This window comes from Mycobacterium sp. KBS0706 (assembly GCF_005938675.2).
GTDB lineage: Bacteria > Pseudomonadota > Alphaproteobacteria > DSM-16000 > Inquilinaceae > Inquilinus.
In genome coordinates this window covers 1-14,479 of sequence record NZ_VCCH02000064.1, presented here as the reverse complement: position 1 = coordinate 14,479, position 14,479 = coordinate 1, and the positions used below count along the sequence as shown (strand labels likewise).

14 protein-coding genes are annotated in these 14,479 nt (G+C 69.7%); 9 read left to right on the top strand and 5 right to left on the bottom strand.

Annotated elements, in window-relative coordinates:
- Positions 1-8 precede the first annotated feature (8 nt).
- From FFK22_RS28200 to FFK22_RS28180, 5 genes are all read right to left on the bottom strand, one after another.
- Positions 9-806, bottom strand: a complete 798-nt coding sequence (locus FFK22_RS28200; protein ID WP_138888427.1) for an ABC transporter ATP-binding protein — start codon at positions 804-806, stop codon at positions 9-11.
- Positions 807-817: 11 nt separating this feature from the next.
- The gene (ntrB, locus tag FFK22_RS28195) at positions 818-1,717 is read right to left on the bottom strand and encodes a nitrate ABC transporter permease (protein WP_221938920.1); all 900 of its coding nucleotides are present in this window, start codon (positions 1,715-1,717) and stop codon (positions 818-820) included.
- A 27-nt stretch (positions 1,718-1,744) separates the two neighbouring features.
- Positions 1,745-3,046, bottom strand: a complete 1,302-nt coding sequence (locus FFK22_RS28190; RefSeq protein ID WP_138888426.1) for a CmpA/NrtA family ABC transporter substrate-binding protein — start codon at positions 3,044-3,046, stop codon at positions 1,745-1,747.
- An 11-nt stretch (positions 3,047-3,057) separates the two neighbouring features.
- A complete protein-coding gene (locus tag FFK22_RS28185) occupies positions 3,058-4,302 on the bottom strand; it encodes a CmpA/NrtA family ABC transporter substrate-binding protein (protein ID WP_138888425.1) in 1,245 nt (414 codons plus the stop codon).
- A 309-nt stretch (positions 4,303-4,611) separates the two neighbouring features.
- Positions 4,612-5,196 carry an ANTAR domain-containing response regulator gene (locus FFK22_RS28180; protein WP_138888424.1) on the bottom strand — a complete coding sequence of 195 codons (585 nt, stop codon included), beginning with the start codon at positions 5,194-5,196 and terminating at the stop codon, positions 4,612-4,614.
- A gap of 205 nt (positions 5,197-5,401) precedes the next feature.
- Between FFK22_RS28180 and urtA the strand changes: the two genes are divergently transcribed.
- From urtA to FFK22_RS28135, 9 genes are all read left to right on the top strand, one after another.
- Positions 5,402-6,694 (top strand): urea ABC transporter substrate-binding protein, encoded by a 1,293-nt coding sequence (gene urtA / locus FFK22_RS28175; RefSeq protein ID WP_138888423.1) that lies wholly within the window; start codon positions 5,402-5,404, stop codon positions 6,692-6,694.
- A gap of 236 nt (positions 6,695-6,930) precedes the next feature.
- Positions 6,931-8,475 carry an urea ABC transporter permease subunit UrtB gene (gene urtB / locus FFK22_RS28170; RefSeq protein WP_221938919.1) on the top strand — a complete coding sequence of 515 codons (1,545 nt, stop codon included), beginning with the start codon at positions 6,931-6,933 and terminating at the stop codon, positions 8,473-8,475.
- Complete coding sequence (gene urtC, locus FFK22_RS28165) at positions 8,472-9,608, top strand: urea ABC transporter permease subunit UrtC (protein WP_138888421.1); 1,137 nt, start codon at positions 8,472-8,474, stop codon at positions 9,606-9,608. Before urtB ends, urtC begins: the two co-directional genes overlap by 4 nt.
- The gene (gene urtD, locus FFK22_RS28160) at positions 9,605-10,369 is read left to right on the top strand and encodes an urea ABC transporter ATP-binding protein UrtD (protein WP_138888420.1); all 765 of its coding nucleotides are present in this window, start codon (positions 9,605-9,607) and stop codon (positions 10,367-10,369) included. The genes urtC and urtD overlap by 4 nt, the downstream gene beginning before the upstream one ends.
- Before the next feature lie 3 nt (positions 10,370-10,372).
- Positions 10,373-11,068: an urea ABC transporter ATP-binding subunit UrtE gene (gene urtE, locus FFK22_RS28155; RefSeq protein WP_138888419.1), complete on the top strand. Its 696-nt coding sequence runs from the start codon at positions 10,373-10,375 to the stop codon at positions 11,066-11,068.
- Positions 11,034-11,912 (top strand): urease accessory protein UreD, encoded by an 879-nt coding sequence (locus FFK22_RS28150; RefSeq protein WP_138888418.1) that lies wholly within the window; start codon positions 11,034-11,036, stop codon positions 11,910-11,912. Before urtE ends, FFK22_RS28150 begins: the two co-directional genes overlap by 35 nt.
- A 22-nt stretch (positions 11,913-11,934) precedes the next feature.
- The gene (locus FFK22_RS28145; protein ID WP_138888417.1) at positions 11,935-12,237 is read left to right on the top strand and encodes an urease subunit gamma; all 303 of its coding nucleotides are present in this window, start codon (positions 11,935-11,937) and stop codon (positions 12,235-12,237) included.
- 151 nt (positions 12,238-12,388) lie between these two features.
- A complete protein-coding gene (locus tag FFK22_RS28140) occupies positions 12,389-12,709 on the top strand; it encodes an urease subunit beta (protein ID WP_138888416.1) in 321 nt (106 codons plus the stop codon).
- A 10-nt stretch (positions 12,710-12,719) separates the two neighbouring features.
- Entirely contained in the window at positions 12,720-14,429 is a 1,710-nt protein-coding gene (locus tag FFK22_RS28135) for an urease subunit alpha (RefSeq protein ID WP_138888415.1), read from the top strand.
- Positions 14,430-14,479 lie beyond the last annotated feature (50 nt).

Sequence of the window (14,479 nt, the reverse complement as noted above, 5' to 3'; positions counted from 1 at the left end):
CCCCCCCCTCAGGCGGCCGCGGTGGTGAAGCGCTGGCGCTCGTAGAGGAAGCGCAGCACCTGCACGCGGCACGCGGCGTATGTCGGATTGTCGGCCAGCGCCAGGCGGCGGCGCGGCCGCTCCAGCGGGATCTGCAGCACCTCGCCGATGGTGGCGCTGGGGCCGTTGGTCATCATCACGATGCGGTCGGACAGCAGCACCGCCTCGTCGACATCGTGGGTGATCATCAGGACGGTGTTGCCGAGCGCGGCATGGATCTCCATCACCGAATCCTGCAGATGCGCCCGGGTCAGGGCGTCGAGCGCGCCGAAGGGCTCGTCCATCAGCAGGATCTTGGGCTGCATCGCCAGCGCCCGGGCGATGCCGACGCGCTGCTTCATGCCGCCGGAGATCTCGCCCGGCCGCTTGTCCCTGGCATGGGCCATGTGGACCAGGGCCAGGTTGTGCATCACCCAGTCGTGCCGTTCGGCCGCGCTCTTGGCCCGGCCGAAGACCTTGTCGACCGCGATCCGGACATTGCCGTAGACCGTCAGCCAGGGCAGCAGCGAGTGGTTCTGGAACACGATGGCGCGGTCCGGGCCCGGGCTGTCGACCACCTGGCCGTCCAGCAGCACCTCGCCGGTGGTGGAGCGGACCAGGCCGCCGACGATGTTCAGCAGGGTCGACTTGCCGCAGCCGGAATGGCCGATGATCGACACGAACTCGCCGCGGTCGATGCCCAGCTTGACGTCGACCAGCACCTCGCTGGCCGCGCTGCCACGGGCGAAGCGCATGCCGACCTGCTCGATCGAGAGATAGCTGTCCATGGGGCGTCCCCTCAGGCCGAGGTGCCGCGGGCGACGAGCGCGCCGGCGAAGCCGATCAGGCGGTCGAGGACGAAGCCGACCAGCCCGACATAGACCAGCGCCACGATGATGTCGCTGATGCGCGAGCTGTTCCACGCGTCCCAGATGAAGAAGCCGATGCCGACGCCGCCGATCAGCATCTCGGCGGCAATGATCGCCAGCCAGGACAGGCCGATGCCGATGCGCAGGCCGGTGAAGATGTAGGGCACGGTGGCCGGCAGGGTGATCTTGGTGAACACCTCCCAGGGCGACAGGCGCAGCACCGCGGCGACGTTGCGGTAGTCCTGCGGGATGTTGCGCACCCCGACCGCGGTGTTGATCACGATCGGCCAGATCGAGGTGATGAAGATCACGAAGATCGCCGACGGCTCGGCCTGCTGGAACCCGGCCAGCGAGATCGGCAGCCAGGCCAGAGGCGGGATGGTGCGCAGCACCTGGAAGATCGGGTCCAGGCCCCGCATGGCCCAGACGCTCTGGCCGATCAGCACACCGAGCGCGACCCCGACCACGGAGGCCAGGGCGAAGCCGACCGCCACCCGCGACAGGCTGGTGGCGATCTGCCAGAAGGCGCCCTTGTCGACCCCGCCATTGTCGTAGAACGGGTCGATGATGAAGTCCCAGGTGTCGTCCAGCACCTTGAGCGGCGACGGCAGGTTGGAGGCCGGGCTGGAACACAGCAGCTGCCAGGCCAGCAGCAGCAGCGCCAGCACGATCAGCGGCGGGATCACCCTCGCGGCAGCCTCGGCGGCGAGGCGGGACAGGACCGGGCCGAGCGGCGGCCGCGCCACCGGAAGGGACAGGACCCGGCCTGTCTGCTTCGGCTTGAGGGCCGGGGTGGGCGCTTTGGAAAGGATCTGGGCTGACTGGGGCACGAGGCTGGCTCCGGCTGGCTGTCGGCGTCAGGCGACGGTCTTGATGGCGAGGCTGGCGAGATAGGCGTCGGGGGCGTCGGGGTCGAAGACCTTGCCGTCGAAGAAGGTCTCCTTGCCGCGCGAGGTGCCGGCCGGGATCTCAGCGGCGGGCACGCCGGCCGCCTGCGCGGCCTGGCGCCATAGATCCTCGCGGTTGACCTTGGCGATCAGCCCCTTGAGGTCGGTGTCGGGGGCGATGTAGCCCCAGCGCCGGTCCTCGGTCAGGAACCACAGCTCGTGGCTCTGGAACGGGTAGGACGCGAAGTCCCGCCAGAACTTCATCAAGAGCGGGCTGTTCTCGACCTTGCGGCCGTCGCCGTAGTCGATGGTGCCGAGCGAGCGCGGCAGGATGTCGGCCGGGGGCACGTTGAACCATGCCCTCCGGCCGATGATCTGGGCCATTTCCTCCTTGTTCTCCGGCTTGTCGGCCCAGCGCTGGGCTTCCAGCACCGCCTGCAGCAGCGCCGCCGCCGCCTTCGGGTTGGCGTCGACCCAGTCGGCACGCAGCGCCAGGCTCTTCTCCGGATGGTCCTTCCACAGCTCGCCGGTGACGCAGGCGGAGTAGCCGATCCCCTGGTGCACGAGCTGGTCGTTCCACGGCTCGCCGACGCAGAAGGCCTGCATGTTGCCGACCTTCATGTTGGCGACCATCTGCGGCGGCGGCACCACGATGGTGCTGACGTCCTTGTTCGGGTCGATGCCGCCGGCCGCCAGCCAGTAGCGCATCCACAGATCATGGGTGCCGCCGGGGAAGGTGACCGCGCATTTCACCTCCTGCCCCTTGGCCTTCATGTCGGCGAAGGCGGCCTTCAGCGGCCCGGCGTCGACCGTGGCGCCGGCCAGGTCCTTGGCGACCGAGATCGCCTGGCCGTTGGTGTTCAGCCGGCACAGGATCTGCATCGGCAGCGGCTTGTTGCCGGCGGTGATGGTGCCGAGCGTCATCAGATAGGGCATCGGCGTCAGGATGTGGGCGCCGTCGATGCCGCCGCCGGCCGAGCCCAGCACCAGGTTGTCGCGGGTGGTGCCCCAGGAGGCCTGCTTGGCGACCGTGACCTCGGTCAGCCCGGCCTGGTCGAACAGCCCCTTCTCCTTGGCGATGATCAGCGGCGTGGAATCGGTCAGGGCGATGAAGCCCAGCGTCGCCTTGGTCGTCTCCGGCCCCGTCGCTTGCGCGAAGGCGCCGGCGGGGAAGGCGGTGCGGATCGCCGCGATGGTGGCCGCGGCGCCGGTCAGCCTGGCGGTGCCCTGCAGCAGGCGGCGGCGGTTGAGGGTGGTGATGCGTCCGGTCATGAAAGCCCCCTTCAGCCGCGTTGCGCCGCGGCGGTTGCGATGCCGGCGGCGGCGAGGCCGTCGGTGTCGAGCGCGGCGGGATCGAAGATCCGGCCGTCGCAGAAGCGGTCGGCGCCCAGCACCACGTCGCCGGCCGGGTCGGCCAGCACCCACGAGCCGTCATGCAGCCCCTCGGCCTTGCTGTCGGCCGCGGGCGCCGGGTAGCCGAGGTCCCAGGCGGCTTCGCGGTAGAGGGCCGGCCGGTAGACGGCGGCGGCCGCGGCGGCGATGTCGACGCTGTCCGGCAGCTCGCCCCAGCGCCGCAGCTGGGCCAGGAACCAGGCGGCGTGCGACAGCCAGGGCAGGCCGGCGGCGCGGCGGTGATAGACCGGGCCGCGCGCCGGCAGCCCGTCGACCAGCAGCTCGCCCGGCCGGCCGACCAGCCCGGCGGCGATCGACGCGGCCGGGGCGTTCAGCACCTCCGGCGCCGCCAGCATCGCCACCGCCTCGGGTCGGTGCTGCGGCCGGTCCAGCCAGGCCGCGGCGCGGATCAGGGCGCGCAGCAGGGCGCGGTGCGCATCCGGCCGGGCCTCGGCCCAGGCGCGGGTGACGGCGAAGACCTTCTCCGGCGCGTTGTTCCAGATCCGCCAGCCGGTGGTGGCCATCACTCCGACGCCCTGGTCGACCGCGACGTCGCCCCAGGGCGCGCCGACGCAGAAGCCGTCGACCCGCCCGGCCGACAGATGCGCCACCATCTGCGGCGGCGGCACCACCACGATGCGCACGTCGCGCTGCGGGTCGACCCCGCCGGCGGCCAGCCAGGTGCGCAGCTGGTCGTGATGGCTCGACACCGGGAAGACGATGGCGAAGACCAAAGGCGGGGCGCCGGCCTGGCGGCGTGCGGCGACGACGGCCGCGATCGCCGAGGCCGACCCGGCGGCCGCGCCCTCCGGATCCGCCGCCGCCATCTCCGCCGCCAAGGCGTTCGAGACGGTGACGGCGTTGCCGTTCAGGTTCAGCGACAGCCCGACCAGCATCGGCGTCTTCGGGCCGCTCAGCCCCAGCGAGATCGCCAGGGGCAGCGGCGCCAGCATATGGGCGCCATCCAGCAGGCCGCAGACCAGCTTGTCGCGCAGGCTGGCCCAGCTGCTCTCGCGCGACAGCCGGACGCACAGCCCCTCCTCGCGGAAGAAGCCCTTGCGCTCCGCCACGATCAGCGGCGCGCAATCGGCCAGCGGCACGAAGCCGAGGGTCAGGTCTGTGCGGGGATCCGTCATCAGCCGCTCCAAAACGAAAAGGCGCCCGAGAGCCTGCGGAAGATCCGCAGTCCTCGGACGCCTTTGCCCGGTCCGGACGGCCCAGCGTCGGGCCGCCCTGAATATGGTCGGACGGACGCCATTGCCCGTCGTCACCAGACAGATACGCAAGCAACGTGCCAGTTGCGTCGCAGTGTGACCCCGGAGCCGAGGATCGAGCGCCGCGGCCGACTTAGGGATCGGAAGCCCTCATCCGGGGCATGCTGCACTGCGGCAAGATTCTGCTCCGCAATTGTGCAATGCGCAAAAAAGCGGCGAATTCGGATCTGCCTAATTCTTAGTCAGCAGCTCGCTGATGCTGATCACCTGCTCCGCGATCTCGGCCAGGGGCTTGCCGCGGTCCATGGCCAGCTTGCGCAGCGCCTTGTAGGCCTCGTCCTCCGCCATGCCGCGCTGCTGCATCAGGATGCCCTTGGCGCGCTCGATCCGCTTGCGCTCGGCCAGGGTGGCGCGGGTCTTCTCCAGCTCATCGCGCATCGCCTGGAAGGCCTGGAACCGGGCGATCGCGGCCTCCAGCACCGGCTTCACCCGGTGCGGGCTGAGGCCGTCGACGACATAGGCGCTGACCCCGGCGCGGATCGCCTCGCCGATCGCGGCGTCGTCGCTCTGGTCGACGAACATCACGATCGGCTTCGGCCGCTCGCGGCTGACGCTGCGCATATGCTCCAGCGCGTCGCGGTTGGGGGCGTCGAGGTCGACGATGATCACGTCAGGCTCGATCTCCCGCACCTTTGCCAGCAGGTTCTCGGTGCCGCTAGCGGTCGTGACCACGCCGTGGCCGGCCGCGGTCAGCGCCGCCTCGACCACGCGGCAGCGCTCGGCGTTCTCATCGACCAGCAGGATGCGCAGGACCATTCGCGGGGCACAGGGGCAACGGGACTGATCCGGTCCCAGCAAGTTCCGGACCACATCGGATATGGGGTCGCTGCGCAGGGAATGGGCAGCCAAGGCATCTGCCGCCCTCTTGGGCAGCCGTCGATGGCGGAGTTCCGCCACTGGCCTGGAACTTGCGTAGCGATCGGGGATGCGGACGCAAACAAGCGTGTTCAGGGAGATCACAATGGCATTGTCGCAGAAACATTGGGTGATCGGCGCCGCGCTGGCGGTGTCCATGGGGCTGGCGGTGTCCACCGCCGCCCGGGCCGAGGACACCATCAAGGTCGGCATCCTGCATTCCCTGTCCGGCACCATGGCGATCAGCGAGACCACGCTGAAGGACGTCATGCTGATGCTGATCGACGAGCAGAACAAGAAGGGCGGGCTCCTCGGCAAGAAGCTGGAAGCGGTCGTCGTCGACCCGGCGTCGGACTGGCCGCTCTTCGCCGAGAAGGCGCGGCAGCTGATCTCGGTCGACAAGGTCGCGGCCACCTTCGGCTGCTGGACCTCGGTGTCGCGCAAATCGGTGCTGCCGGTGTTCGAGGAGCTCGACGGCATCCTGTTCTACCCGGTGCAGTACGAGGGCGAGGAGAGCTCGCGCAACATCTTCTACACCGGCGCCGCGCCGAACCAGCAGGCGATCCCGGCGGTTGACTACCTGATGAACGAGGAAGGGGTGCAGCGCTGGGTGCTGGAAGGCACCGACTACGTCTATCCGCGCACCACCAACAAGATCCTCGAGGCCTATCTCAAGGCCAAGGGCGTGGCGCCGGAGGACATCAGCGTCAACTACACGCCGTTCGGCTTCTCCGACTGGCAGACCGAGGTCGGCAAGATCAAGAGCTTCGGCTCGGCCGGCAAGAAGACCGCCGTGGTCTCGACCGTCAACGGCGACGCCAACGTGCCGTTCTACAAGGAGCTGGCGAACCAGGGCATCAAGGCGACCGACATCCCGGTCGTGGCCTTCTCGGTCGGCGAGGAAGAACTGGCCGGGCTCGACACCGGCCCGCTGGTCGGCCACCTGGCCGCCTGGAACTACTTCGAGAGCGTGGACACGCCGGAGAACAAGGACTTCATCGCCAAGTGGCACGCCTTCATCAAGAACGACAAGCGCACCACCAATGACCCGATGGAGGCGCATTACATCGGCTTCAACATGTGGGTGAAGGCGGTGGAGAAGGCCGGCACCACCGACCCCGACAAGGTGATCGACGCGATGGTCGGCGTCGCGGTGCCGAACCTGACCGGTGGCATCGCCACGATGATGCCGAACCATCACATCACCAAGCCGGTGCTGATCGGCGAGATCCAGGCGGACGGCCAGATCCAGACGGTCTCGGAGACCCCCGAGGTCGTGGGCGACGAGTGGTCGGACTATCTCGAGGGCTCGAAGGACCTGATCTCGGATTGGCGCAAGCCGCTGGCCTGCGGGAACTTCAACGTCAAGACCGGCAAGTGCGGCGGGTCGGGGTCGTGATGTCCCAGGCCTGAGGCAATCGGGTGATGCACGACATGGCAAGATCCAACGCGTTGCCTCTCCCGCCTGGCGGGAGAGGTCGGGCGTCCGTAGGACGACCGGGTGAGGGCGGGCCCCGGCCTCGACGAAACCCCCTCACCCGGAGCCGCTTCGCGTCTCCGACCTCTCCCGCAAGCGGGAGAGGCAACGCATCGTTCCGGTCTCGTCATGTCGTTCGCATCCTTGCACTTCTGCTCTTGATCCTCCCGTTCTCCGCCCGGGCCGAGATCCCGGCGGAGGTGCTGGCGAAGTTCGCCTCCACCAATTACGACGACATCGCCGCCGGGGTGGACGGGGTCGCCGCCTCGGGTGATGCGCAGGCGCCGGTCGTGCTGGAGGCGCTGGCCGCCGGCCGGCTGATCGCGGCGCCGGGCGCGGTCGCGATCAAGACCGAGGCCGGTGGCTATCTCAACGCCGCCACCGGGGCGGCGCTCACCGAAGCCCCGGCCGGCGCCAAGCCGGTGCGGGTCAACAACCGGGTGCGGCGGGCGATCGAGGCGGCGATGGGGTCGCTGACCCTGCTGGCGCCCGACCCGGCCAAGCGGCTCGACGCCGCCGCCGCGGTGTTCAAGTCGCGCGACGACAAGGCGCTGCCCGCGCTAGAGGCGGCGCTGGCGCGTGAGACCGATCCGGCGGTGAGCCGAGCCTTCGTCGAGGCCCGTGCCGCCATCCTGCTGGCCAAGGGCGGCAGCGACGACGCCTTGCTGTCGGCGATCGACACCGTCGCCGCCCGCGGCGACCAGGAGGCGCGGGCGCTGCTGTCCGGCATCCCGAGCCCGTCCCCGGCCGTCGCCGCCGCGGCGGAGTCCGCGATCGGCCGGATCGACACCCGGCTGGCGATCTGGAACGGGGTGCAGAGCCTCTATTACGGGCTCAGCCTCGGCTCGGTGCTGCTGATCGCCGCGATCGGCCTGGCCATCACCTTCGGCGTTATGGGCGTGATCAACATGGCGCATGGCGAGATCGTCATGCTCGGCGCCTACACTACCTTCCTGGTGCAGGAGGCGTTCCGCACCTATGCGCCGAACCTGTTCGACTATTCCCTGGCCGTGGCGCTGCCGCTGGCCTTCCTGGTCGCGGGGCTGGCCGGCGTCGCCATCGAGCGCACCATCATCCGCTTCCTCTACGGCAGGCCGCTGGAGACGCTCTTGGCCACCTTCGGCCTGTCGCTGATCCTGCAGCAGGCGGTGCGGACGATCTTCGGCCCGTCGAACCGCGAGGTCGGCAACCCGGCCTGGATGTCCGGCGCCTTCGACCTGGGCGGGCTGACCCTGACCTGGAACCGGCTCTGGATCATCGTCTTCGCCCTCCTGGTCTTCGCCGCGCTGATGCTGGTGCTGCGCTATACGGCGCTGGGCCTGCAGATGCGGGCGGTGACGCAGAACCGGCGCATGGCGGCGGCGATGGGCATCCGCACCGGCCGGGTCGACATGCTGACCTTCGGCATCGGCTCCGGCGTTGCCGGCATCGCCGGGGTGGCGCTCAGCCAGATCGACAATGTCAGCCCCAATCTCGGCCAGGGCTACATCATCGACAGCTTCATGGTCGTGGTGTTCGGCGGTGTCGGCAATCTGTGGGGCACGCTGGTCGGGGCGCTGTCGCTCGGCGTCGCCAACAAGCTCCTGGAGCCCTTCGCCGGCGCGGTGCTGGGCAAGATCGTCATCCTGGTCGGGATCATCCTGTTCATCCAGCGCAAGCCGCGCGGGCTGTTCCCGCTGAAGGGACGGGCGGTGGAATCATGATCACGGCCCGTCTCCTCCGCGCCTCCGGCGGCCCGGCCTTCGCCCTCGGCCTCGTCGCCGTGGCGGTGCTGGTGCTGCTGGCGAACCTGGCGCTGCCGCCGGACTCGGCGCTCTACGTGCCCGGCTATGCCGTCAGCCTGATGGGCAAGTATCTGTGCTACGCGCTGCTGGCGCTGGCGATCGACCTGGTCTGGGGCTATGTCGGCATCCTCAGCCTCGGCCACGGCGCCTTCTTCGCCCTCGGCGGCTACGCCATGGGCATGTATCTGATGCGCCAGATCGGCCCGCGCGGCGTCTACGGCAACCCGGTGCTGCCGGACTTCATGGTGTTCCTGAACTGGCCGGAGCTGCCCTGGTACTGGCTCGGTTTCGATCAATTCTGGTTCGCGGTTCTGATGGTGCTGCTGGTGCCCGGCGCGCTGGCTTTCGTGTTCGGCTGGTTCGCCTTCCGCAGCCGCGTCTCCGGCGTCTATCTGTCGATCATCACCCAGGCGATGACCTATGCCCTGCTGCTGGCCTTCTTCCGCAACGACATGGGCTTCGGCGGCAACAACGGCCTGACCGACTTCAAGGACCTGCTGGGCTTCAGCCTGCAGGCGGATGCGACGCGGGCCGGGCTGTTCCTGGCCTCAGCGATCGCGCTTGCCGCCGCCTTCCTGATGTGCCGGGCGATCACCCGGTCGCGCTTCGGCAAGGTGCTGGTGGCCATCCGCGACGCCGAAAGCCGCACCCGCTTCCTCGGCTACCGCGTCGAATCCTACAAGCTGGTGGTGTTCACCCTGTCGGCGATGATGGCGGGCGTGGCCGGCGCGCTCTACGTGCCGCAGATCGGCATCATCAACCCGGGCGAATTCGCCCCGGCCAACTCGATCGAGGCGGTGATCTGGGTCGCGGTCGGCGGCCGCGGCACGCTGGTGGGGCCGATCATCGGCGCGGTCGCGGTCAATCTCGGTAAGACCGTCTTCACCAACCTGCTGCCGGAGTTCTGGCTGTTCGCCCTGGGCGGGCTGTTCATCCTGGTGACGCTGGTGCTGCCCAAGGGCATCGTCGGCGCGGTCCAGGCGGCCTGGCACTCCTGGCGCGCCCGACCCACCCGCCGCGCGGCGGAAGTGGCGACGGAGTCGCCGCGATGAGTCCGATCGATTCCGCGGCCGCCACCCAGGCGCTGCTGTATCTCGACGGCGTCACCGTCACTTTCAGCGGCTTCCGGGCGCTCAACGCCCTGTCGCTTGTGATCGAGCCGGGCGAGATGCGGGCGATCATCGGCCCGAACGGAGCCGGCAAGACCACGATGATGGATGTCATCACCGGCAAGACCCGGCCGGACCAGGGCGAGGCGCTGTTCCGCGGCACCCACGACCTGACCCGGCTGGACGAGACGGCGATCGCGGGCCTCGGCATCGGACGCAAGTTCCAGAAGCCGACGGTGTTCGACAGTCACACGGTCGGGGACAACCTCCTCCTCGCCCTGGCCGGCCCGCGATCGCCGACCAACCTCTTGTTCGGCCGCCCCCGCCCCGACACGGCGGAGCGGATCGGCGAAATCCTGGAAACGACCAAGCTGACGGCGCATCGCGACCGGCTGGCCGGGGCGCTGTCGCACGGCCAGAAGCAGTGGCTCGAGATCGGCATGCTGCTGGCGCAGGAGCCGGCGCTGCTGCTGGTGGACGAGCCGGTGGCCGGCATGACCGATGCCGAGACCGAGGAGACGGCGATCCTGCTGCGCGAGATCAACAAGACCCGCTCCGTGGTGGTGGTGGAGCACGACATGCATTTCGTCCGCGCCCTCGACGTCAAGGTGACGGTGCTGCACGAAGGCTCGGTGCTGGCCGAAGGGCCGCTCGACGCCGTCAGCGCCGACCCCCGCGTCATCGACGTCTATCTGGGGCGCTAGGGCATGCTCAGCGTGGAAGGCATCGACCTGTTCTACGGCGCGGCCCAGGCGCTGCGGCGGATCTCGCTCGGCGTCGGCAAGGGTGAGGTGACCTGCCTGCTCGGCCGCAACGGTGTCGGCAAGACCAGCACGCTGCGCGCCATCGTCGGCCAGCAGCCAGTCGCGGCCGGGAAGGTGTTGTGGGAGGGCGATGACATCACCCGGCTGCCGACGGCGGAACGCGCGCGGCGCGGCATCGCCTTCGTGCCACAGGGGCGTGAGATCTTCCCGCTGCTGACGGTGAAGGAGAATCTGGAAACCGGCTTCGCCGTGCTGCCGTGGCGCGAGCGGCGGATTCCGGACGAGATCTTCGAGCTGTTCCCGGTGCTGAAGTCGATGCTCGGCCGGCGCGGCGGCGACCTGTCCGGCGGGCAGCAGCAGCAGCTGGCGATCGGCCGGGCCCTGGTGACCCGGCCGCGGCTGCTGATCCTGGACGAGCCGACCGAGGGCATCCAGCCGTCGATCATCAAGGACATCGGCCGCGTCATCGCGATGCTGCGCGACCGCGGCACCATGGCGATCCTGCTGGTCGAGCAGTATTTCGACTTCGCTCATGCGCTGGGCCAGCGCCTCGTCGTGCTGGATCGCGGCGAGGTCGTGGTGGACGGGGACAAGACTGCGCTCGATGAAGACAGCGTCCGTCGTCACCTTACGGTCTGACGCCTCCGCCTGGTCGGAGCCGTCGGCCCAGCCGGTGCCGCTGGCGCGCGCCCGCGGCCGGCTCGACCTCGGCTTCAAGCGGCGCGGGGCCGAGACCGTGCTGGCCGCGCTGTTCCAGGAGGGCTGCGCCAAGGCGCGCTTCCCGCGGCGCGAGGCCGGGGCCTTCGCTGGCGCCGTGCTGCTGAACACGGCGGGCGGTCTGACCGGCGGCGACCGGCTGCAGCAGGCGGTGCGCTGGGGCGAGGGCACGGCGGCGACCGTGGCCGGGCAGGCTGCGGAGCGGATCTACCGCTCGCTCGGCGACGCGGCGCGGATCGAGACCCGGCTCATGGTCGAACCCGGCGCCACGGCGGAATGGCTGCCGCAGGAGACCATCCTGTTCGACCGTGCCCGCCTCGACCGCGACCTGCAGGTCGAGCTGCGCGGCGACGCCCGCTTCCTCGGGGTCGAGGCGATCGTGTTCGGCCGGGCGGCGATGGGCGAGACGGTGCGCCAGGGCGCGTTGCGCGACGCCTGGCGGATCCGCCGCGACGGCAGGCTGGCCTACGCCGATGCGCTGGCGGTCGACGGCAACCCGGCGGCGGCCTTGGACCGGCCGGGCCTCGGCCGCGGTGCCCGGGCGGTGGCGACGCTGCTCTTGGCGGCGCCCGAGGCGCAGGCGCTGATCGATCCGCTGCGCGCGGTCTTGGCCGGGGCCGAAGGCCTGGCCGGCGCCAGCGCCTGGAACGGCCTGCTGGTCGCCCGCTTCGCCGCGGCGGACAGTGCGGTGCTGCGGCGCGATTTGATCTCGGCGCTCGGCATCCTGCGGGCCGGGCGCCCGCTGCCGCGCGTCTGGCAATGCTGATGAAAGACCGGGAGGACACCCCTTGAACCTGACCCCGCGGGAGAAGGACAAGCTCTTGATCGCCATGGCCGCGATGGTGGCGCGCCGGCGGCTGGAGCGCGGCGTGAAGCTGAACTATCCGGAGGCGGTGGCGCTGATCTCCGACTTCGTCACGGAAGGGGCGCGGGATGGCCGCTCGGTGGCCGATCTGATGGCGGCCGGCGCCCATGTGCTGACCCGCGACCAGGTGATGGAGGGCATCGCCGAGATGATCCACGACGTCCAGGTCGAGGCCACCTTCCCCGACGGCACCAAGCTGGTGACCGTCCACGAGCCGATCAGGTGAGGAGGATGGGGATGACCGGTTTCCAACCCGCTTCCTTTTCCTTGTCATTGCCGGGCTTGACCCGGCAATCCAGAAGGTCTCGACAGACTCTGGATGCCCGGGTCAAGCCCGGGCATGACAGCGTTGGCTTGTCCGCCCGGAGGAACTGCCAATGATCCCGGGCGAACTCATTCCGGCGCAGGGCACGATCGAGCTGAACGCGGGTCGCGACAGCATCGTCCTGACCGTGGCCAACACCGGCGACCGGCCGGTCCAGGTCGGCAGCCACTACCACTTCTACGAGACCAACCCGGCCCTGTCCTTCGACCGGGACAAGGCGCGGGGGCGGCGGCTGGACATCGCCTCCGGCACCGCGGTGCGGTTCGAGCCGGGGCAGAGCCGCGAGGTGCGGCTGGTCGCTCTGGCCGGCGCCCGCGTCGCGATCGGCTTCCGCCAGGTGGTCATGGGGCCACTCGATCCGGTCAAGGGCTGAGGAGGCCGACATGCCCGTTTCCATCTCCCGCGCCGCCTATGCCGACATGTTCGGCCCGACCACCGGCGACCGGCTGCGCCTGGCCGACACCCAGCTGATCATCGAGATCGAGAGCGACCACACGATCTATGGCGAGGAGGTCAAGTTCGGCGGCGGCAAGGTGATCCGCGACGGCATGGGCCAGAGCCAGGCCACCAGGGCCGAAGGCACCCCCGACACCGTCATCACCAACGCCGTGATCCTCGACCATTGGGGCATCGTGAAGGCCGATGTGGCGATCCGCGACGGCCGCATCGCCCGGATCGGCAAGGCCGGCAACCCGGACATCCAGCCGGGCGTCGACATCGTCATCGGCCCGGGCACCGAGATCATCGCCGGCGAAGGCAAGATCCTGACCGCCGGCGGCATCGACTGCCACATCCACTTCATCTGCCCGCAGCAGGTGGAGGAGGCGATCGCCGCCGGCGTCACCACGCTGGTCGGCGGTGGTACCGGCCCATCCACCGGCACCAAGGCCACCACCTGCACCCCCGGCCCCTGGCACATCGCCCGCATGCTGCAGGCGGCCGAAGGGCTGCCGGTCAACATCTCGATCTCCGGCAAGGGCAATGCCAGCCGGCCGGAGGCGCTGATCGAGCAGATCCGCGCCGGCGCCTCCTCGCTCAAGCTGCACGAGGATTGGGGCACCACCCCGGCCGCGATCGATTGCTGCCTCGGCGTCGCCGACGCGATGGACATCCAGGTGATGATCCACACCGACACGCTGAACGAGAGCGGCTTCGTCGAGGACACCATCGCCGCCTTCAAGGGCCGCACCATCCACGCCTTCCACACCGAAGGCGCCGGCGGCGGCCATGCGCCGGACATCATCCGGGTGGCGGGGCTGGCCAACGTCATCCCGTCCTCGACCAACCCCACCCGGCCCTTCACCGTCAACACGCTCGACGAGCATCTCGACATGCTGATGGTGTGCCATCACCTGGATGCCGGGATCCCGGAGGACGTGGCCTTCGCCGAAAGCCGGATCCGGCGCGAGACCATCGCGGCCGAGGACATCCTGCACGACCTCGGCGCCTTCTCGATCATCTCGTCGGACAGCCAGGCGATGGGGCGGATCGGCGAGGTGATCCTGCGGACTTGGCAGACCGCCCACAAGATGAAGGTCCAGCGCGGCCGGCTGGCGCAGGAGATCGGCGAGAACGACAACGCCCGGGTCAAGCGCTACGTCGCCAAATACACGATCAACCCGGCGATCGCGCAGGGGCTGTCGAAGCATGTCGGGTCGGTCGCGGTCGGCAAGCTGGCCGATCTGGTGCTGTGGGACCCGGCCTTCTTCGGGGTGAAGCCGGACCTGGTGCTGAAGGCCGGCACCATCTCGGTGGCGCTGATGGGCGACCCCAATGCCTCGATCCCGACGCCGCAGCCGGTGCATTACCGGCCGATGTTCGGCGGCTTCGGCCGGGCGATGGCTGCCTCGGCCCTCACCTTCGTGTCGAAGGCGGCGCTGGAGGACGGCATCGGCCCGCGCCTCGGCCTGGCGCGCGAGGTGGTGGCGGTCGAGGGCACGCGCGGCATCGGCAAGGCCGACATGGTGCACAACTCGGCGACGCCGGTGATCGAGGTCGACCCCGAGACCTATGAAGTCCGCGCCGATGGCGAGCTGCTGACCTGCGAACCCGCCGCCGAGCTGCCGCTGGCGCAGCGGTACTTTCTGTTCTGAGGAACACTTGAGAATGGCGACGATCCCCTCTTTGTCATTGCCGGGCTTGC

Bases quoted from the DNA above. Each gene is read 5' to 3' on its own strand.
- urtD (WP_138888420.1), top strand. From the start codon at position 9,605: ATGAGTCCGATCGATTCCGCGGCCGCCACCCAGGCGCTGCTGTATCTC.
- FFK22_RS28135 (WP_138888415.1), top strand. From the start codon at position 12,720: ATGCCCGTTTCCATCTCCCGCGCCGCCTATGCCGACATGTTCGGCCCG.
- urtE (WP_138888419.1), top strand. From the start codon at position 10,373: ATGCTCAGCGTGGAAGGCATCGACCTGTTCTACGGCGCGGCCCAGGCG.
- FFK22_RS28150 (WP_138888418.1), top strand. From the start codon at position 11,034: ATGAAGACAGCGTCCGTCGTCACCTTACGGTCTGACGCCTCCGCCTGG.
- FFK22_RS28140 (WP_138888416.1), top strand. From the start codon at position 12,389: ATGATCCCGGGCGAACTCATTCCGGCGCAGGGCACGATCGAGCTGAAC.
- FFK22_RS28180 (WP_138888424.1), bottom strand. From the start codon at position 5,196: ATGGTCCTGCGCATCCTGCTGGTCGATGAGAACGCCGAGCGCTGCCGC.
- FFK22_RS28185 (WP_138888425.1), bottom strand. From the start codon at position 4,302: ATGACGGATCCCCGCACAGACCTGACCCTCGGCTTCGTGCCGCTGGCC.
- urtA (WP_138888423.1), top strand. From the start codon at position 5,402: ATGGCATTGTCGCAGAAACATTGGGTGATCGGCGCCGCGCTGGCGGTG.
- FFK22_RS28190 (WP_138888426.1), bottom strand. From the start codon at position 3,046: ATGACCGGACGCATCACCACCCTCAACCGCCGCCGCCTGCTGCAGGGC.
- urtC (WP_138888421.1), top strand. From the start codon at position 8,472: ATGATCACGGCCCGTCTCCTCCGCGCCTCCGGCGGCCCGGCCTTCGCC.
- FFK22_RS28200 (WP_138888427.1), bottom strand. From the start codon at position 806: ATGGACAGCTATCTCTCGATCGAGCAGGTCGGCATGCGCTTCGCCCGT.